Origin of the sequence: Micromonospora sp. NPDC050695, from assembly GCF_040654415.1 — a bacterium.
Classification (GTDB): Bacteria; Actinomycetota; Actinomycetes; order Mycobacteriales; family Micromonosporaceae; genus Micromonospora.
Map to the genome: position 1 here is coordinate 107,310 of NZ_JBFAHZ010000004.1, position 18,161 is coordinate 125,470.

17 protein-coding genes are annotated in these 18,161 nt (G+C 72.3%); 9 read left to right on the forward strand and 8 right to left on the reverse strand.

What is annotated here, in order from left to right:
• Positions 1-7: 7 nt before the first annotated feature.
• Positions 8-925: a methylenetetrahydrofolate reductase [NAD(P)H] gene (gene metF, locus AB0H52_RS04455; protein ID WP_151492142.1), complete on the reverse strand. Its 918-nt coding sequence runs from the start codon at positions 923-925 to the stop codon at positions 8-10.
• Positions 926-1,269: 344 nt separating this feature from the next.
• Between metF and AB0H52_RS04460 the strand changes: the two genes are divergently transcribed.
• From AB0H52_RS04460 to AB0H52_RS04470, 3 genes are all read left to right on the forward strand, one after another.
• On the forward strand, positions 1,270-2,046 hold the full coding sequence (locus tag AB0H52_RS04460) for a GntR family transcriptional regulator (RefSeq protein WP_192580434.1): 777 nt from the start codon (positions 1,270-1,272) through the stop codon (positions 2,044-2,046).
• A gap of 374 nt (positions 2,047-2,420) precedes the next feature.
• Positions 2,421-2,801: a helix-turn-helix domain-containing protein gene (locus AB0H52_RS04465; protein WP_151493371.1), complete on the forward strand. Its 381-nt coding sequence runs from the start codon at positions 2,421-2,423 to the stop codon at positions 2,799-2,801.
• 9 nt (positions 2,802-2,810) lie between these two features.
• A complete protein-coding gene (locus tag AB0H52_RS04470; RefSeq protein ID WP_151493370.1) occupies positions 2,811-3,893 on the forward strand; it encodes a polyprenyl synthetase family protein in 1,083 nt (360 codons plus the stop codon).
• A 204-nt stretch (positions 3,894-4,097) separates the two neighbouring features.
• On the opposite strand, the gene AB0H52_RS04475 is transcribed toward AB0H52_RS04470, so the two are convergent.
• The gene (locus AB0H52_RS04475) at positions 4,098-4,487 is read right to left on the reverse strand and encodes an Rv2175c family DNA-binding protein (RefSeq protein ID WP_151492908.1); all 390 of its coding nucleotides are present in this window, start codon (positions 4,485-4,487) and stop codon (positions 4,098-4,100) included.
• A 188-nt stretch (positions 4,488-4,675) separates the two neighbouring features.
• Between AB0H52_RS04475 and pknB the strand changes: the two genes are divergently transcribed.
• Together pknB and AB0H52_RS04485 are read left to right on the forward strand one after the other, a co-directional pair.
• Positions 4,676-6,661, forward strand: coding sequence for a Stk1 family PASTA domain-containing Ser/Thr kinase (gene pknB / locus AB0H52_RS04480; protein ID WP_151492907.1), 1,986 nt, complete (start codon positions 4,676-4,678; stop codon positions 6,659-6,661).
• Positions 6,661-7,542, forward strand: coding sequence for a deoxyribonuclease IV (locus AB0H52_RS04485; protein WP_357945216.1), 882 nt, complete (start codon positions 6,661-6,663; stop codon positions 7,540-7,542). The genes pknB and AB0H52_RS04485 overlap by 1 nt, the downstream gene beginning before the upstream one ends.
• A 65-nt stretch (positions 7,543-7,607) precedes the next feature.
• On the opposite strand, the gene AB0H52_RS04490 is transcribed toward AB0H52_RS04485, so the two are convergent.
• The 4 genes from AB0H52_RS04490 to AB0H52_RS04505 form a co-directional block, all read right to left on the reverse strand.
• Complete coding sequence (locus AB0H52_RS04490; protein ID WP_151492905.1) at positions 7,608-8,636, reverse strand: GntG family PLP-dependent aldolase; 1,029 nt, start codon at positions 8,634-8,636, stop codon at positions 7,608-7,610.
• A gap of 38 nt (positions 8,637-8,674) precedes the next feature.
• Positions 8,675-10,081: a class II 3-deoxy-7-phosphoheptulonate synthase gene (locus AB0H52_RS04495; protein WP_151492904.1), complete on the reverse strand. Its 1,407-nt coding sequence runs from the start codon at positions 10,079-10,081 to the stop codon at positions 8,675-8,677.
• 87 nt (positions 10,082-10,168) lie between these two features.
• Positions 10,169-10,675 (reverse strand): nuclear transport factor 2 family protein, encoded by a 507-nt coding sequence (locus tag AB0H52_RS04500; protein WP_151492903.1) that lies wholly within the window; start codon positions 10,673-10,675, stop codon positions 10,169-10,171.
• 181 nt (positions 10,676-10,856) lie between these two features.
• On the reverse strand, positions 10,857-12,467 hold the full coding sequence (locus AB0H52_RS04505; RefSeq protein WP_357945221.1) for a glycosyl hydrolase family 18 protein: 1,611 nt from the start codon (positions 12,465-12,467) through the stop codon (positions 10,857-10,859).
• Positions 12,468-12,634: 167 nt separating this feature from the next.
• On the opposite strand from AB0H52_RS04505, the gene AB0H52_RS04510 reads away from it, so the two are divergent.
• Positions 12,635-13,123, forward strand: a complete 489-nt coding sequence (locus AB0H52_RS04510) for a glutathione peroxidase (protein ID WP_151491568.1) — start codon at positions 12,635-12,637, stop codon at positions 13,121-13,123.
• Positions 13,124-13,184: 61 nt separating this feature from the next.
• Here the strand turns inward: AB0H52_RS04510 and AB0H52_RS04515 are convergent, their stop codons facing one another.
• Positions 13,185-14,042, reverse strand: coding sequence for a GNAT family N-acetyltransferase (locus tag AB0H52_RS04515; protein ID WP_357945224.1), 858 nt, complete (start codon positions 14,040-14,042; stop codon positions 13,185-13,187).
• A gap of 98 nt (positions 14,043-14,140) precedes the next feature.
• On the opposite strand from AB0H52_RS04515, the gene AB0H52_RS04520 reads away from it, so the two are divergent.
• The gene (locus tag AB0H52_RS04520) at positions 14,141-14,815 is read left to right on the forward strand and encodes an NADPH-dependent F420 reductase (protein ID WP_151491566.1); all 675 of its coding nucleotides are present in this window, start codon (positions 14,141-14,143) and stop codon (positions 14,813-14,815) included.
• Positions 14,816-14,842: 27 nt separating this feature from the next.
• Here AB0H52_RS04520 and AB0H52_RS04525 read toward each other — a convergent pair whose 3' ends face one another.
• A complete protein-coding gene (locus AB0H52_RS04525; protein WP_357945227.1) occupies positions 14,843-16,444 on the reverse strand; it encodes a glycosyltransferase 87 family protein in 1,602 nt (533 codons plus the stop codon).
• A 193-nt stretch (positions 16,445-16,637) separates the two neighbouring features.
• Here AB0H52_RS04525 and AB0H52_RS04530 point away from each other — a divergent pair, with 193 nt between their 5' ends.
• The gene (locus tag AB0H52_RS04530) at positions 16,638-17,495 is read left to right on the forward strand and encodes a DUF4397 domain-containing protein (RefSeq protein ID WP_278121791.1); all 858 of its coding nucleotides are present in this window, start codon (positions 16,638-16,640) and stop codon (positions 17,493-17,495) included.
• Positions 17,492-18,154, forward strand: coding sequence for a class F sortase (locus AB0H52_RS04535; protein ID WP_357945230.1), 663 nt, complete (start codon positions 17,492-17,494; stop codon positions 18,152-18,154). The genes AB0H52_RS04530 and AB0H52_RS04535 overlap by 4 nt, the downstream gene beginning before the upstream one ends.
• The last annotated feature ends 7 nt before the right edge of the window (positions 18,155-18,161 follow it).

The window sequence follows — 18,161 nt, forward strand, 5'->3', positions numbered from 1 at the left end:
CGCGCGTTCACGCCCGCGCGCCGGCCTTCAGGTTCTGCCAGACCTCGCGGGTGGCGGTGGACCGGTTGAGGGTGATGAAGTGGATTCCCGGCACACCCTCGTCCAGCAGCCGACGGCTCATCTCGCTGGCCTGCTCGACGCCGAGCTGACGGACCGCCTCCGGGTCGTGGGCGACGCGCTCGAAGCGAGCGGCCAGCGCCGGCGGGAAGGGTGCCCCGGACAACTGCACCGACCGCTCGATGGTGCCGATCTGGGTCACCGGCATCACCCCGGCCAGGATCGGGGTGGCACAACCGGCGGCGGCCACCCGGTCACGCAGGCGCAGGTAGTCGTCGGCCTCGAAGAACATCTGCGTGATCGCGAACTCGGCGCCGGCACGGCACTTGCGGACGAAGTGCGCGGTGTCGCTGGCCACGTCGGCCGAGCGGGGGTGCTTGTACGGGAAGGCCGCGACGCCCACGCTGAAGTCACCGGAGTCGCGGACCAGGCGGACCAGGTCCTCGGCGTAGTCCACACCCTCGGGGTGGCGGACCCACTCGCCGCCCGGGTTGCCCGGCGGGTCACCGCGCACCGCGAGCACGTTGCGCACGCCCACCCCGGCGAGCCGGCCGATCACGTGCCGCAGCTCGGCGACGGAGTGGTTGACCGCGGTCAGGTGGGCCATCGGCAGCAGGGTGGTGTCGGTGGCGATCCGCTCGGTCACCGCCACCGTGGTGTCCCGGGTCGAACCGCCCGCGCCGTAGGTGATCGACACGAACGACGGGCGCAGCGACTCCAGCTCGCGGATCGCCTGCCAGAGCAGCCGCTCCCCCGCCTCGGTCTTGGGCGGAAAGAACTCGAATGAGAAGGTCGGCTGGCGGTCACGGATGAGCTCCCCGATCGCCGGCTGCGGATTGGGGAGTACCGAGGGAAGACCGAGCGCCACGACCCGACTCTAGCGGGCGACGCCATCGGGACCCAGGAGCTTCCCACCGTCGTGCACGAGTCGGTCGATCCGCCCCGTAGCGGTAGGAGGGTCGCACGTCACAGGCTGATAGGCCGAGCGTTCGACGACGTCGATCGACTCGTCAGGACGTTGGAACCATTTCCATCGACGCATGAGCTGCCTCCCGAGACTCCTTGGGTGGCCGACACGCAGTGCCTACCCCTAGATCACTCAGCGTGCCGGCCACACTGCAACCGTAGGCCTGTCTAGGCAGCCTGTCCAGACAGGTAATGTCATGTCATGGCGAACAAGCGGTCGGGAAGATCCGGAGTACGGTGACGGGCGTGCCTACCCCGCACCCACAGCCGCGGCGCTACCGGCAGGTTGCTGACGAGCTACGCCACCGCATCGAGGCCGGCGTGATCGCCCCCGGCTCCTTGCTGCCCAGTGAATCGACCTTGATGGCCGAGTTCGCAGTCGCGCGCGGGACCGTTCGTGAAGCGTTGGCGCTACTGCGGGCAGAGGGCTTGGTGATGACAGAGGTTGGACGAGGCACCTACGCCCGTCCGAACATGCCCGTGCGTCGACTCGCTTCCGAGAGGTACCGCAAAGAGCTGGAGCAGGTTCGCAGCGGCGAGCTCGGAACGTCCTTCACTGCTGACCAGCAGGTTGAGTGGTCTGCCTACAGCCTCGACAGGAGCTTCGTCGAGGTGCCGGCTACCGAGCCCATGGCCAAGCTGTTCGGGGTGGAGCAAGGGACGATGCTGTTGGAGCGCCATTTCCTGTTCCGCACTCACGGCGTGCCGCAACAGATGTCCGTCTCGTCGCTGCTGCTCGACATGGTCGCCGGCACCCCGGTAGCCGACCCAAGGAACGAGCCCTGGCCGGGTGGCAACACCTCACAGCTATACAGCCTCGGGCATACCGTCACTGGCATCCGCGAGCGACCGCGATGGAGGATGCCGACGCCGGATGAGATTGAGTCTCTACAGATCCCTGGCGGCGTTCACGTCGTGGTGATCACTCGACAGACGTATGTCGGCGAGCGCGTGGTCGAGGTGGCACACATCGTCAGGCGTGCGGATCTGGTAGATCTGGACTACTGGATCGATCTTACCTAAACAATTCCGCTCCTGAGCTGACGCAATTTCCAACCGGGCGCTGGAACGTCAGCCTCTCGCTGTAGGACTTGATCTCAAAGATCGCAAGCCCGTGGATTGCCAGGCGTCCCCGTCGCGGTTGGTGTGAGCGCCGAAAGCGACCAACGCAAGCCGCTCATTGGGGCGGAGCTCACGGGATGCCAGCAGCCCCACCTTCACCGCGGCAGCACCGCCAAAGGCGGGGGAAGTCGTCGTACCCCAGGGGTAGGAAGGGGGGCACGGGAGGGGCGGCGGGGGTGGCCCGGTTCCGGAGTGGGGTCACGCAACCGAGGTGAGCCCGGCCCGTCGTGCGGGCGGGGTTGTCACCGCGTCGACGTTCCGCCCGGGAGGACCCCATGATCTCGCCCGCACCGCCGCACCGCACCCAGCTCGGGCCGCTGCTGGTCCGGCATCGGCTGGCCCGGGGGTGGAGTCAGCGACGCGCCGCCGCCGAGTTGTGCGCGGCGGCGGGCGTCGCAACGTTGAGCCGTCACGAGGTCTCCCGGTGGGAACGGCAGCGACGCGTACCCGGTGAATTCTGGCTCGGCTGGCTCGCCGTCGTGCTGGACGTACCGGCGGCGGTCCTCACCGAGGCGGCCGCGCGCACCCGGCGGGCCGGACCGCCCGCGGCCACCGGGCCGGGCCGGCGCAGCGCGGCGGCCGCGCGGGCCGGTGCCGGCGTACGGCCCGGCGGCACTACGCGTGGCGGTGGGGCGGGGGCAGTGGCGAACCGCTAGCGTCGTGGCGTGACCCACGCTGCTCCCGTCTCTCCCGTCGACCGTGCCGGCCTGCGGCAGCGGGTCGACAAGGCCCTCACCGAGTTCCTGGCCGGCCAGCGGGCCCGGTTGACCCGTGTGGACGACGCCCTGGTCCCGGTGGCGGAGGCGATCGAGGCGTTCGTGCTCGGCGGTGGCAAGCGACTGCGTCCGGCCTTCGCGTACTGGGGTTTCCGGGGCGCCGGCGGGGTGGACGGCGACCAGGTGCTCACCGCCCTGGCGGCGCTGGAGTTCGTCCAGGCCAGCGCCCTGATCCATGACGACCTGATGGACCGCTCCGACACCCGGCGCGGCGAGCCGGCGGTGCACCGGCGGTTCGCCGCCCGGCACCGGGCGGCCGGCTGGGGCGGTGACCCGGACGGGTTCGGCGACGCCGCCGCGATCCTGCTCGGCGACCTGTGCCTGGTCTGGTCCGACGAGCTGCTGCACTCCGCCGGCCTGGACCTGCGGGCGGTGGCCCGGGCCCGGCCGGTCTTCGACGAGATGCGCACAGAGGTCACCGTCGGGCAGTACCTCGACGTGTTGACCCAGGTCACCGGGGACACCTCGGTGGAGCGGGCCAGCAAGGTCGCCCGGTACAAGTCGGCGAAGTACACGGTCGAGCGCCCGCTGCTGTTCGGTGCCGCGCTGGCCGACGCGACGCCGGAGGTGCGGACGGTCTACTCGGCGTACGGGCTGCCGCTGGGCGAGGCGTTCCAGCTCCGCGACGACGTGCTGGGTGTCTTCGGCGACCCGGCGCTGACCGGCAAACCGGCCGGTGACGACCTGCGCGAGGGCAAGCGCACCTACCTGGTGGCGGCGGCCGTGGAGGCCCTCGACGACGCCGGCCGGGAGCTGCTGCTCAGCCATCTCGGCGACCCCGAGCTGGACGAGCGGGGGGTGGGCCGGCTGCGCGAGCTGATCTCCGCGAGCGGCGCCCTGGCCCGTACCGAGCAGCGGATCGTCACGCTCACCGACACCGCGCTGGCGGCCCTCACGGCTGTCGACCTGGACACCGAGGCCCGCCAGGCCCTGGTGGACCTGGCCATAGCGGCCACCCGCCGAGCCGACTGACCGCGGACACCAGCCAACCCCGCGCCCCTCCCGCGCCCCTCCCCGCCCCCAAGCCCTCCGGCGGCCTCCGGCGGTTGATCATGGGGTTAGCGGCGTTCGCCTCGGCGTGTCGCGCCGCCAACCTCATGATCGACGCAGAAGGGCGGGAGCGCGCGAGGGCGCGGAAAGAGCCGGGGGCGGGAGCGCGCGGGAGGGCGCGCGGGGTTAGAAGGCCTGGGCTTGGGCTCGGCGCTTGACCTCTCGGGCCTGGTCGCCCGACAGGGCGGCGGCGGCCGTGTTGCCGGGGAGCGTGTTGTCGGGCTCGTAGAGCCAGCGCAACGCCGCCTCGTCGTCGTAGCCGTTGTCGGAGAGCAGGTTGAGCACGCCGGGCAGGTGCTTGAGTACGGTCTCGTTGGCCACCAGGTCCGCCGGAATACGGCGGACGCCGTCGCGGCGGACCGCCAGCAGCTCCCGGTCGCGGATCATCTGGTGCACCTTGCTGATCGACACGTCGAGGCGCTCGGCGACGTCGGGCAGGGTGAGCCAGCCGGCCGGGTCGGCGGGTCCGGCGAGCTCGGGGCCGGGCACGGCCCCCTCGGGTACGGGTTCGGTCACCCGAACACCCTGCCACGCCGCCGTCGCGTCGAGCCACCGGCACCCCGGACGACCGTTTCACCGTCTCTTCCAAACGGCCCCTGACCAGCCGATGAGGGGGTGGCGTACGCGGCGGGACGGACCAGGTCGACCTCCGGCTGTAGCATCCTGTTCAACCTTCACCCCCTGGACACATAGACTCCCTGCCGATGGACACACAGGTCGCCGACACGTTGCTGGGCTCGCTAATCGACGGGCGCTACCGCATTCGCGGTCGCGTGGCCCGTGGCGGCATGGCGACCGTGTACACCGCCACCGACGAACGCCTTGAGCGCACCGTCGCAGTCAAGATCATTCACCCGACCCAGGCGCCCGAGGCGCGGGCCCGGATCGCCAACTTCGTGGCCCGGTTCACCGACGAGGCGAAGACCATCGCCCGGTTGACCCACCCGAACGTGGTGGCGGTCTACGACCAGGGCACTCACGCCGGCCTGCCGTACCTGGTGATGGAGTACGTCCGCGGCCGCACGCTTCGTGACGTGCTGGCCGAGCGGCGCCGGCTCAACCCGGACGAGGCGTTGGCCATCGCCGAGCAGATGCTCGCCGCGATCGCCGCCGCGCACCGGGCCGGCCTGGTGCACCGCGACGTCAAGCCGGAGAACGTGCTGGTCGCCGAGGCGCCCACCGGCGGCGTCGCCAACCTGGTCGACAGCGTCGTCAAGGTGGCCGACTTCGGGTTGGCCCGGGCGGTCGAGGCGAGCGCCGACGAGGAGCAGGGCAACCAGCTGATGGCCACCGTGGCGTACGTCGCCCCGGAGCTGGTCACCGAGGGTCGGGCCGACCCGCGCACCGACGTCTACTCGGCCGGCATCGTGCTGTTCGAGATGCTCACCGGTCGGGTGCCCTACGACGGTGACCGCCCGGTGGACGTCGCCTGGCAGCACGTCGACCGTGACGTGCCGGCGCCCTCGACGCTGGTGCCGGGCCTGCCGTCGGTCCTCGACGACCTGGTGCGGCGGGCCACCCGGCGTGACCCGGGCGCCCGGCCCGCCGACGCCGGCGCGCTGCTGGCCGACGTGCAGGTCGCCCGGGACAACCTGGGTGACGCCAACAGCCGTACCGCCGTGCTGCGCCGGGTGACCGACGAGCCGCCGGTCTCCCAGCCGACCATGATGGTCGCCACGGTCCGCCCGGCCGAACGTCCGTCCTGGGCTCGGCTGCCGGAGGGCGGTGCCGCGGGGCCGGGGCGGCGGCGGGCCGCACCGGAGCCGGAGGAGGGTGTCTGGTCCCGGCTGGCCGAGCTGCGCGCCACCGTGATGGGCAACCCGCGGGGCCGCCTGGCGGTCGCGGCCGTGGTGGTGACGCTGGGCCTGGTGGCCGCGCTGGGCGGCTGGTGGTTCGGCGTCGGCCGGTACACGTCCGCGCCGCAGTTGGTCAGCCTGAGCAAGGCCGACGCGCAGGCGCAGGCCGACCGCGCCGGGCTCACCCTGGCGTACGGCGAGCCGCGCTTCGACGAGAAGGTCCCGAAGGACAGCGTGCTGGGGCAGAGCCCCGCGTCGTCCGCCAAGATCGTCAAGGGTGGCACGATCACCCTGACCCTCTCGCTGGGCCCGGAGCGCTTCCCGGTGCCGGACGTCATCGGCAAGGAGTACGAGCTGGCCGAGGCCGACCTCGTCAACGTGAAGTTGGTGGTGGCCAAGGGCGCCTCCCGCTACGACGACACCCTGCCGGCCGGAGTCGTCCTGGACAGCTCCCCCAAGGTGGGCACCGAGGTCAAACCGGGCGCGAAGATCACGCTCATCCTGAGCCGGGGCAGGGCGCCGGTGTCGGTGCCGAACCTGGTCGGCAAGAGCCTGACCGAGGCCCGCACCCTCCTCGCCCAGCTCAACCTGAAGCCGGTGGAGACGTACAAGGACTCGGACAAACCCAAGGACGAGATCCTGGGTCAGAGCCCGGCCGACGGCGCCGGCGTGGAGAAGGGCACCGAGGTCAAGCTGGACGTCAGCAAGGGCCCACCGCTGGCGATCGTGCCCCGGGTGATCGACCTGCCGTGTCTGCAGGCCAAGCAGGTGCTGGAGAGCCAGGGCTATCCGGTGACGATCGCGGTCAACCCGAACGCCGTGGTCCGGATCCAGGCCCCAGGTGAGAATTCGCAGGTGCCGCCGGGCACCCCGGTCGTCATCACGTGCTTCTGATGGCGACGGTCTCCTCGCGCCCGGTGGGCGCGCACACGCCGACCTCCGGTGGGCTGGCCCGGGCCGCCCTGCCGTACGCCGACGCGACCGGCGCCCAGGTGGTGCAGGTCTACGTCTCCAACTCGCGCGGCTGGGCGCTGCCCGCCGGTGATCCGGCGCAGGACGTGCTGTTCCGCGATGGTTTCGCCGAGCGGGGCATCCCGACGTTCATCCACGCCTCGCTGCTGGTCAACCTGGGCTCACCCACCCCGGCCACGGTCGAGAAGTCGGCGCAGACCCTGGCGCACGCGCTGCGCCGCGGTGTGGCGATCGGCGCTCGGGCGGTGGTCTTCCACGCCGGCAGTTCGGTGGATGAGGGGCACGCCGAGGAGGCGATGCGCCAGGTCCGCCGGGAGTTGCTGCCGCTGCTCGACTGGGCCGCCGAGGCCGGCGGCCCGATGCTGCTGGTGGAGCCGAGCGCGGGCGGCGGGCGGTCGCTGGCCTCCCGGGTGGAGCAGCTCGGACCCTACCTGGACGCGGTGGACCGGCACCCCATGCTCGGGGTCTGCTTCGACACCTGCCACGCCTGGGCCGCCGGGCACGACCTGGCCGCCGAGGGTGGCATGACGGCGACGCTGGACACGCTGGTGGCCACGGTGGGTGCGGACCGGCTGCGGCTGGTGCACGCCAACGACTCCAAGGATCTGTGCGGCTCCACCCGGGACCGGCACGAGACCATCGGCAAGGGCACCATCGGCGAGCCCGCCTTCGCCGAGCTGATGGCCCACCCGGCCACCGACGGCGTCCCGATCGTGGTGGAAACCCCGAGCGGCGAGAAGCACGAGGGCCACGCCGCCGACATCGAAACCCTCACCCGCCTCCGCCCGCCACCGCAGGGTTGATCAAGAGGTTTGCGTCATCCGGGGGCCGGAATCTGACGCAAACCTCTTGATCACCAGGAGCTGGATCAGGCGGACAGGATGCGCGGCAGGGCTTCCGCCGCGCGGTCGATGTCGGCGTCGGTGACGCCCAGGTGGGTGACCAGGCGGGCGGTGCGGGGGCCGAGCACCGAGATGAGGACGCCCTCGGCCCGGGCGGCGGCGGCCAGGGCACGCGCGTCCAGTGCGTGCTTCGTCAGGTCCAGCGCGACGAGATTGGTACGGACCGTGGTGGCGAGCACCCCGAACGGCGCCACCACCTCGGCGAGCCGGGCGGCCCTGGCGTGGTCGTCGGCCAGCCGGTCGACGTGGTGCGCGAGCGCGTACCGGCCGGCGGCGGCCAGGATGCCGGCCTGGCGCATGCCGCCACCCATCCGCTTGCGGATCATCCGAGCCCGGGCGATCTTGTCCGTGCTGCCCACCACCAGCGAACCGACCGGCGCGCCGAGCCCCTTGGAGAGGCAGACCGACAGCGTGTCGAAGAGCTGGCCGTACTCGATCAGGGGCACCCCGTCGGCGACGTGCGCGTGCCAGATCCGGGCGCCGTCGCAGTGCAGCGCGACCCCCGCCTCGTCGGCGACGCCCCGCAGATCGCGCAGCGTGGCCAGCGGGATCACCCCACCGCCGCCACGGTTGTGGGTCTGCTCGACGGCGATCGCGCGGGTCGGGACGGCGAAGTAGCCGTCCGGACGGATCATCCGGGCGACCACCTCCGGGTCGATGTCCGCGCCGACCGCCGGCCAGGTCCGCGAGGAGATTCCGCCGTACGCCGAGGCGGCGCCGATCTCGTACGTGACCACGTGCGCGTCGGCGTCGCAGAGCAGCTCGTCGCCGGGCGACACCAGCAGTTGCAGGGCGATCTGGTTGGCCATCGACCCGCTCGGCGCGAACAACGCCGCCTCGTGCCCGAACAGCGCGGCGACCTCGGCCTCCAACGCGTTGACGGTCGGGTCCTCGCCGTAGACGTCGTCGCCGACGTCGGCGGTGGCCATCGCCTCCCGCATCCCGGCGGTGGGTCGGGTCACGGTGTCGGACCGCAGGTCCACAAGATCAGCCACTGTCATCCTTTCGGCTGCCGGGCGCGGGGCTCGCAGGCTCAGCCACGGAGCATCTCGGCCACGAGGAAGGCCAGCTCCAGCGACTGCTGGGTGTTGAGTCGGGGGTCGCAGGCGGTCTCGTACCGGTCGGGCAGGTCGAGATCCTCGATGCCCTGGGCGCCGCCGAGGCACTCGGTGACGTCCTCGCCGGTCAACTCGACGTGGATCCCACCGGGGTGGGTGTCCAGGCCCCGGTGCACCTCGAAGTAGCCGAGCACCTCGTCGACGATCCGGTCGAAGTGCCGGGTCTTGTAGCCGTTGGACGACTCGTGGGTGTTGCCGTGCATCGGGTCGCACTGCCAGACCACCTTGGCGCCGGCGGCGGTGACCTTGGCCACGATCGGCGGCAGGGCGTCGCGTACCCGATGGTTGCCCATCCGGCTGATCAGCGTGAGCCGGCCGGGGATGTTGTCCGGGTTGAGCTTCTCGCACAGCTCGATGGCCTCGTCCGGGGACGTGGTCGGGCCGAGCTTGACGCCGATCGGGTTGGCGATGCGGGAGATGAAGTCGATGTGCGCGCCGGTGATCTGCCGGGTGCGCTCGCCGATCCACAGGAAGTGCCCGGAGAGCCCGTACGCCCGGCGGTCGGAGACGCGGGTGAGCGCCCGGTCGTACTCCAGGGCGAGGGCTTCGTGGGAGCAGTAGAGGGTGACGGTCCGCAGGGCCTCGTCGTCGGTCATCCCGCAGGCCCGGATGAACGCCAGCGCGCGGTCGATCTCCCGGGCGATGGCCTCGTAGCGCTCCCCCGCCGGGGAGTTCTTCACGAACCCCTTGTTCCAGTCGTGCACCGCGTGCAGGTCGGCGAGCCCACCGGCGAGGTACGCCCGGAGCATGTTCATCGCCGCCGCCGAGTTGGCGTACGCCCGGATCATGCGCTGCGGGTCGGCGACCCGGGCGGTCGGGTCGGCCTCCAGCGAGTTGATCATGTCGCCGCGGTAGGCGGGCAGGCCCCGCGCGTCGGTGGGCAGCGAGCGGGGCTTGGTGTACTGCCCGGCGACCCGGGCGACCTTGACCACCGGCAGCGACGCGCCGTAGGTGAGGACGATCGCCATCTGCAGCAGGGTGCGGGCATTGGCCAGCAGGTGACTCTCGGTGTTGTCGGCGAACGTCTCGGCGCAGTCACCGCCCTGCAGCAGGAACGCCTTGCCCTCGCAGACCAGGGCCAGTTTCTGCCGCAGCTGGTCCACCTCGTAGGGCGCGACGACCGACGGCACGGTGTCCAGCACCTTGCAGACCTCGGCGACGGCGGCCTGGTCCGACCACGGCGGGACCTGCTCGCGGGGCAGCTCCCGCCATCGATCCAGGCCGAGGGCGGCGTCCTCGGCGGAGTCGACGGTCGGACGGCTGGTCTGCAGGCCCGGGCTGCCCACACCGGGATGGCTCAGCTGATGCCACTCATGGCGCATGACAGAAAGCGTACGGCGACGGTCGGGGGGCATGGGCGGCGAGGGGGACGGTTCCGGCAGGTGGAAGATCAATCCGCCGGTCGCCGGTCAGGACGCGGGAGAGGGAGAGACACCGGTCGGCGCCGGCGCGGCGGGCGCGCCACCCGGCGCCTCACCGGCGATGCACCAATCGCTCCCGTCCCGGATGACGGTGAAGACCAGCGGGCGGGTGACCTTGCGCTTGCCGGCGGTGACCGAGACCGAGACGCTGACCTGCTGCCCGCGCGGGTACGCCTGAACGTCGGTGATGGTCGCCGCGGGCACCTCGAAGTGATCGGCGAAGTCGCCGTTGGGACCGGTGGCGCTCAGGTCGAACCCGTCCTGCAGCACCGCGCAGAGCTGGCTGCGGCCGGCGGCGACGTCCTTGGCGGTCATCGCGTCGAGGTACGCCTGCACGCGCTCACGGGACCGGGTGGCGGCCTCCTCGGCGGGGGCCTGCTCGGGCTTGGCCGCCGGTTCCTCGTCACCGCCGCCGATGCCGCAGCCGACCAGGGCGACCGGCAGCAGCACAAGCGCCGCGGCGGTCGCCGCCAACCTGCGGTGGGTCGGGCGCATGACCACCTCCGTCGACCGTGCCATCGAGACGTGCCGAGCCGCGAGTCTGCCACATCAGGCAGGCCCGACCCAGCGCCGTCGGCCCGGCCGACGCTGGACGTCGACCGGGCCGGTGTGGCACGGGCGGGGAGGGACGGTGCGGGCCCCTCCCCGCCGTGTGGGTGGTGCGTCGGCCCTCGGCTCAGCCGAGACCGCCCTTGATGGCGCCGATGAGCTCACCGTTGCTGGTGTCACCGGAGAGCTCCCAGAAGAACGCGCCACCGAGGCCCTGGTTGTTCGCGTACGTCATCTTGCCGTTGATGGTGGACGGGGTGTCGTAGCTCCACCAGTTGCTGCCGCACTTGGCGTACGCGGTGCCGGCGACCGTGCCGGTGGCCGGGCAGGTGTTCTTGAGGACCTTGTAGTCCTCGATGCCCGCCTCGTAGGTGCCCGGCGCCGCGCCGGTGGCGCTGCCGCCCGGTGCGGCCTGGGTGACACCGGTCCAGCCCCGGCCGTAGAAGCCGATGCCGAGCAGCAGCTTGCTGGCGGGGATGCCCTTGCTCTTGAGCTTCTGGATCGCCGCGTCGGAGTTGAAGCCCTGCTGCGGGATGCCGGTGTACGAGGTGAGCGGCGAGTGCGGTGCCGTCGGCCCCTGGGCGGCGAACGCGCCGAAGTAGTCGTACGTCATCGGCATCAGCCAGTTGAGGTTGCCGATGGCGCCGGCGTAGTCGGTGGCGTCGATCTTGCCGCCGTTGCTGCCGTCCGCGGTGATGGCGGCGGTGACCAGGGCGCTGGAGCCGAACCTCGACCGCAGTGCGCTGATCACGTTCTTGAACGCGTTCGGGCCGCTGCTGTCACAGGTCAGGCCGCAGGCGTTGGGATACTCCCAGTCGACGTCGATGCCGTCGAAGACGTCGGCCCAGCGCGGGTCCTCGACGAGGTTGTAGCAGCTCTCGGCGAACGCGGCCGGGTTCTGCGCGGCCTGGGTGAAGCCGCCGGACCAGGTCCAGCCGCCGAACGACCAGATCACCTTGAGGTGCGGGTTCAGCTGCTTGAGCTTGCGCAGTTGGTTGAAGCTGCCGCGCAGCGGCTGGTCCCAGGTGTCGGCGACGCCGTCCACGCTGTCCGCCGCGGTGTACGCCTTCTCGTAGTCGGCGTAGCTGTCACCGATGGCGCAGCGGCCACCGGTGGTGTTGCCGAAGGCGTACAGGATGTGGGTCAGCTTGGCGGCCGAGCCGCTGGTCTGGATGTTCTTGACGTGGTAGTTGCGCCCGTAGACGCCCCACTCGGCGAAGTAGCCGACGACCTTCTTGCCGCCCGGGTTCGGCGGGTTGGTGGTCGGGGGTGGCGTGGTGGGCGGCGTCGTGGTGGGTGGGGTGGTGGTCGGTGGCGTCGTGGTCGGCGGGGTGGTCCCGCCGCCGCACGCGGCACCGTTGATGGTGCAGTTCAGCGGTGCCTTGTAGGCGCCGGTGCCGTTGTATCCCCAGCTGAACGAGGCACCGGGGGCGAGGCCGCCGGCCCAGCTCTTCTTGACCGCGACGTAGTGGTTGCCGCTGCTGGTGACGTCGGCGTCCCAGGCGCTGCTGATGGTGGTGCCCGACGGCAGGTCGAACTCGATGCGCCAGGTGGCGACCGTGCCGCTGGAGCCGTTGGTGACGGTCACCCTCGTCTCGTGACCGGTCCCCCAGTCCTGCGCCTTGGTGAACGTGGTGGTGACCGTGCCGGCGCCGAATGCGGTGGTCATCGGCACCGCTGCGACGGTCACGGCGACCACGGCACCGGCCCAGAGGGCCCGGCGGAGCGATCTTTTCATGAGGCGTCTCCCGAACTGTTAGGAAACTTTCCAAAAGAGATGGTGAGACGGTACTCACGGCGTCATCAGTTCGTCAAGATGTGCATGTTTCGATTTTTCCTGGTGCGCGGAGTGCACCTGCCACGCCCCTCCCCGGCGGCCCGTCGCCCGGCGCGTAGCCTCGGCCCATGACCGTCTTCGACATCCCGATCGACGCCCTCAACGGCGGCCCGGCGGACCTGGCCCGCTACCGCGGCAAGGCGCTCCTGGTCGTCAACGTGGCCTCCCGCTGCGGCCTCACCCCCCAATACGCCGGCCTCCAGGCACTCGCCGACTCCTACGCCGACCGGGGCCTGGTGGTGCTCGGCGTGCCGTGCAACCAGTTCGCCGGGCAGGAGCCGGGCAGCGCCGCCGAGATCAGCGACTTCTGCCAGGTCAACTACGGCGTGACCTTCCCGCTGACCGAGAAGGTCGACGTCAACGGCCCGCACCGGCACCCGCTCTACGCCGCGCTGGTGGACACCCCGGACGCCGACGGGCACACCGGGGACGTCCGGTGGAACTTCGAGAAGTTCCTGGTGGCCCCGGACGGCGCGGTAGCCGCCCGCTTCGCCCCCACGGTCGAGCCCGATTCCACCGACCTCCAGGCAGCCATCGACAAGGTCCTGCCCGCCTGACGTGCCGGTGATCAAGAGGTTCGCGTCAACCCGGGGCCCGTTTCTGACGCAAACCTCTTGATCACCGCGTCGGAGGGCGGGAGGGGAAGCGCCACTGGGCCACCTGCGCGACCGGGCGGTAGCCCAGGGACTGGTAGATGTGGTTACTGGTGGGGTTGGCCAGGTCGGTGTAGAGGGCGCAGGTCGTCGCGCCGGCATGCAGGGCGTGCCGGCTCGCGTGTGCCACGCAGCCGCTGGCGAAACCGCGTCCGCGCTGCCGCGGCGGCGTGTACACGCCGCTGACCCGGGCCACGCCCGCCACCGGACGGCTCAGCCAGGCCATCGAGACCGGAGCGCCGGCGTCCTCCCAGAGCCAGATCCGGTCCCCGTGCGGCAGCCGGGCGTCGACCTGACCGGACAGGTCCACCTGGGGTGCGCCCGGCGTGGTCTCCGCGGCGAATTCGGCCGCCCAGGCCACCAGCGGGTCGCGGTCCGTGGCGGCAGCCGCCCGTGCATGACCGGGTACGCCGACCGGCGGCCGGACCGCGTTCAGCTGGAAGATCCGCTGCGCGGTGCCGGGTACGGCGGTCAGGCCGGCGCGTTCGGCGTACCGCCGCGCGAACTCCGCCACGGCCGGGACCGGGCCGTGCACCTCGGCCAACGGCGGCGCCGCCCGGACGACGTACCCGGCGAGCGTTCGCGCGGCCGCGACCGGCACCGCGCCGAGCAGCGGCCCGCGCGGCGGCGTGCACACCGCCGCACCCACCGTCGCGCCGTCGTCGACCACCCGCACGAACCACTCGTCACCGGAGAGTGGCACGTCCCCGGAGAGGCGGTCGGCGACGAGCGTGAGCAGTACGTTGTGCAGGACGGGCTCGCTGCGCAGCCAGGTGCCCGCCGTGGCGGCGAAGGTCGCGAGATCCTCGACGATACAGCGCATGCCGGGCAGTCTGCGCAGCCGGCCGGCACCACGGCAACCGGAATAACCCACCGCGTCGGTCGGGAATGCGTCGCGGGTGGACGGAGTTGGGACCGAACATGACAACTGTGGGACTGATCGGCAGCGGCAACATCGGCGGCACCGTGGCCCGGCTGGCCGTGGACGCCGGCTACGACGTGGTGTTGAGCAACTCGCGGGGCCCGGAAACGCTCACCGACCTGGTCGCATCCCTGGGCGAGCACGCCAGCGCCGGCACCGCGCAGGACGCGGCGCGGGTGGGCGACCTGGTGGTGGTCAGCGTGCCGCTGAAGGCGTACCGCGCGGTGCCCGTGGAGCCACTGGCCGGCAAGGTCGTCATCGACACCAACAACTACTACCCGCAGCGCGACGGGGTCTTCCCGGAACTGGACTCCGGCGAGACCACCAGCAGCGAGCTGCTCCAGCGGCACCTGCCGGACTCGCGGGTGGTCAAGGTCTTCAACAACATCTACTTCAAGGGCCTGGCCGCGCTGGCCCGGCCGTCCGGTGCCACCGACCGCAGCGCCCTGGCGATCGCCGGCGATGACGACGCCGCGAAGGCCGAGGTGACGGCCTTCCTGGACCGCATCGGGTACGACGCGGTCGACGTCGGCCCGCTCGCCGAGGGGTGGCGCTACCAGCCGGACACCCCGGCGTACGGCACGCTCTACTCGGCCTCGCCGACCGACTGGGAGCACCCGGCACCGGGCGACGCCGAGAAGCTGCGCGCCGCCGTGGCCGCCGCGACCCGCTGAGCACCGCCGCCGCCCTCCGGCGACCGCCTACCGGGTGGCCGTACGGAGGGCGGCGGCGAGTTCGTCGTCGTAGCTGGCGATCGGCTGGCCGTCCGAGGCGTACGCCACGAGCCGCCCCTCGGCCATCGTCGCCGAGCGGAACGAGAACGTCCGCGTGCCCGGATAGGCGGCGAGCAGCGGAATGGCGCGGGGCGCCCCGCCCGGGGCCGAGTAGTACTCCAGGCGGGTCACCCGCGGGGAGACCACGCCGTTGACCCGCACCTTGGTCTTCTCGGCGCGGGTGCCGAAGGTGACCGGCGCGTCGGTGCCGTAGGCGGCGCACTCGGCCGCGCCCCGGCAGACGAAGAAGTAGCGCGGGTTGACCACGTCATCGAGGGTGTACGCCTTGAACGTGGGGTCGGCACCGGCGGGCAGCGGCTGCACGGCGAAGAACGCGACCGCCACGGTGGCCGTGACGCCCACCCGCAGCCAGGCACGCCCGGCGGCCGGTCGCCTGCTCGTGCGCCGGGCGGCGACGGCGACACCGCCGAAGCCGACCAGGCACAGCAGGCACACGCCGACGGCGCGGGCGTTCTCGAACAGGAACTGCACGCCCGGCCGTGTCGAGATCGGGCCGAGGACCGCACCCAACGAGACGACCATGGCGGCGAGCAGCGCCGCGCCGGCGGCCCGCTGGGCGACGCCGGACGCGCCGATCAGCAGCATCGCGGCGAGCACCGGCCACACCTGGTGGTGGGTCCAGGACACCGGGGACGCGGCCACGGTGGCGCAGCCGACCAGCACGCCGGCGTGCCCGGGGCGGCCCTGCCGCGTCAACTGCCGGGCCCGCAGCAGCGCCGCCGCGCAGATCAGGGCCACCAGAGCGGCCCAGAGCAGGGGTAGCGTCGACTCGTCGACGCCGACACGCAGCAGCATCCCGTGCACGGACTGGTTGCCCAGCGAGGCCAGGTTGCCGATCCGGGAGGTCTGCCGGACGGTCTCGGTCCAGTACGCCCAGCTCTCGCCCGGCAGCACGATCGCGGCGAGTCCGGCGCAGGCCACGAACGTCGCGGCGGCCCGGCCGGCGTCGCGGTAGCGCCCGACGGCGAGTAAGTAGACGACGAACAGCAGCGGGGTCAGCTTGATCGCCGCCGCCACCCCGACCAGCGTCCCGCGCAGCCGGCGTGAAACGACGCCCATCCCGTCGAGCAGGGCCATCAGCACGATGAAGATGCTGACCTGGCCGAAGCGCAGGTTGCTCTGCACCGGCGCGGAAAGCATCAGCACGGTGGCCGCCACCGCCACGACGAGGGGCCGCCGGGAGCGTTGGACGGTCAGCGCCACGCTGACGGACCCGGCGACGGCGACAACCGCCGCACAGGTCGCCACCAGCCAGATCCCCTGGACCACGCCCTCACTGACGGCGGTGATCGGGCCCAGCACGAGGGCGGCGAACGGCGGATAGGTGAACGGGCCGCCGTTCTCCGCCACGTACCCGTACAACGGCCGGCCGGCGTGCAGATCAGACAGTGCGCCGTAGTAGATGTGCAGGTCGCAGAGGCGATCCGGCCGGCGCAGCACGAGCACACAGGACACCAGCGCGACGACGACGAAGGCCGTCCACGCCAGCGCAACTCGGCGATCCCGCATCGCCCGAGAATAGGCGAGCCTGCGCGCCCGGTGGACCCTCGAACGCATCTTCGGGCACGCCGACGGCGCACCGGCGGCCTACCGGCAGCGGCGCGAGAAAAACTTCGGGCGGGCAACTTGCGCTGGGGTCCTGTTCACGGGACTCTGATCCCTGAGTTGCCGCCCGCTCACCGAACGTGCCTCCGGAGGCGACATGCACACGCTTCGTACCGTGCCCCGCCGGCTGCTGGCCGGCGCCGGCGCGCTCCTGCTCAGCACCGCCCTCGCCGCCACCGCCGCGCCCGCACCGGCCGGCGCGGACACCGTCGGATACGTCCGGCTCGCCCACCTCTCCCCCGACACCCCGGCGGTGGACGTCTACCTGGCCGCGCCGGGAGCCCCGAAGCCGCAGGTGTTCCCCGGGGTCGGGTACGGCGTGGTCTCCGACTACCTGTCGTTGCCTCCCGGCCGGTACGCGGTGGCGATGCGCGAGGCCGGCGCCCCCGCCACCGATCCCCCGGTGCTCACCACCGAGGTGGCGGTGACCAGCGGCGACGCCTACACGGTGGCCGGTGTCGGCCGGCACGCCGACCTCGGCCTGCGGGTGCTCAACGACGACCTGAGCGCCCCCACCGACGGCCGCGCCAAGGTGCGTGTCGTGCAGGCTTCGGTGCGGACCCCGATGCTCGACGTGGCCGCCGCGAACGGACCGACGATCGCCAGCGGGGTGCAGTTCGCCACCACGACCGACTACCAGCAGGTCGAGCCGGGCAGTTGGCGGCTGAAGCTGACGGGTGCCGGCGGGCCGAGCACCGACGCCGAGGTGCGGCTCACCGGCGGCGCGGTCTACTCGCTGCTGGTGCTGGACGCGAAGCAGGGCGGGCTCACCGCCGAGCTGCGTCGCGACGCCGAGGGTGGCACCGTCGTCCCGGCCGGCGGGGTGCACACCGGCGCCGGTGGCACCGCGGGCAACGGGATCGACGCGTACCCCCTGGTGGCCGGCGGCCTCGCCGCGGCGGCCGTGGCGGTGGCTCTGCTGCTCTTGCGTCGGCGCCGGCGCACCACCTGGTGAGCGCCAAGCCGGGCCTGTCGATCCGGCGGCACCGTGACCGCCGGGTGCCGCTGGCCGCGCTGGTCGCGGCCGGCGCGGCGGTCTGCCTGGCCGCCGACACCGGCGTCGGGCTGGCTGGCACCGACCGGCCGCCGCCGGCGGCGAGCTGGCACCCCGGCTGCGCCGACGGCTGTCCGTCGGTGGCCGCCGCGCCCGTGCCGCAGGGTCCACCCGTGCCGCAGGGTCCACCCACGCGGGTACGCGTGCCGCGCATCGGCGTCGACTCGGCGCTCACCGTGCTGGGCCTGGACCGGGCGGGCGCACTGGTCCCGCCGGCTGATTTCGGCACGGCCGGTTGGTACGGCGGCGGCCCGGCCCCCGGGGACACCGGCCCGGCCGTGCTCGCCGGGCATCTGGACTCGCGACGCGGCCCGGCGGTGTTCGCCCGGCTCGGTGACCTGCGCCCCGGTGACCGGGTGGAGGTGTGGCGCGGCGGGCAGCGGTTGGCGTTCCGGGTGACGGGGTCGCTGCGGACCCGCAAGGACCGCTTCCCGACGGCCGAGGTCTACGGGCCGACGCCCGGCGCGGAGCTGCGCCTGGTCACCTGCGGGGGCGACTTCGACCGGCGCAGCGGTCACTACGTCGACAACGTGGTGGTGTTCGCAGTCGCCGAGGGGTGACCGACCG

Excerpts from the sequence above, each read along its gene's own strand:
- AB0H52_RS04505 (WP_357945221.1), bottom strand. The coding sequence starts at position 12,467 with ATGAAAAGATCGCTCCGCCGGGCCCTCTGGGCCGGTGCCGTGGTCGCC.
- AB0H52_RS04500 (WP_151492903.1), bottom strand. The coding sequence starts at position 10,675 with ATGCGCCCGACCCACCGCAGGTTGGCGGCGACCGCCGCGGCGCTTGTG.
- AB0H52_RS04510 (WP_151491568.1), top strand. The coding sequence starts at position 12,635 with ATGACCGTCTTCGACATCCCGATCGACGCCCTCAACGGCGGCCCGGCG.
- AB0H52_RS04515 (WP_357945224.1), bottom strand. The coding sequence starts at position 14,042 with ATGCGCTGTATCGTCGAGGATCTCGCGACCTTCGCCGCCACGGCGGGC.
- AB0H52_RS04520 (WP_151491566.1), top strand. The coding sequence starts at position 14,141 with ATGACAACTGTGGGACTGATCGGCAGCGGCAACATCGGCGGCACCGTG.
- pknB (WP_151492907.1), top strand. The coding sequence starts at position 4,676 with ATGGACACACAGGTCGCCGACACGTTGCTGGGCTCGCTAATCGACGGG.
- AB0H52_RS04485 (WP_357945216.1), top strand. The coding sequence starts at position 6,661 with ATGGCGACGGTCTCCTCGCGCCCGGTGGGCGCGCACACGCCGACCTCC.
- AB0H52_RS04525 (WP_357945227.1), bottom strand. The coding sequence starts at position 16,444 with ATGCGGGATCGCCGAGTTGCGCTGGCGTGGACGGCCTTCGTCGTCGTC.
- AB0H52_RS04530 (WP_278121791.1), top strand. The coding sequence starts at position 16,638 with ATGCACACGCTTCGTACCGTGCCCCGCCGGCTGCTGGCCGGCGCCGGC.
- AB0H52_RS04495 (WP_151492904.1), bottom strand. The coding sequence starts at position 10,081 with ATGCGCCATGAGTGGCATCAGCTGAGCCATCCCGGTGTGGGCAGCCCG.
- AB0H52_RS04465 (WP_151493371.1), top strand. The coding sequence starts at position 2,421 with ATGATCTCGCCCGCACCGCCGCACCGCACCCAGCTCGGGCCGCTGCTG.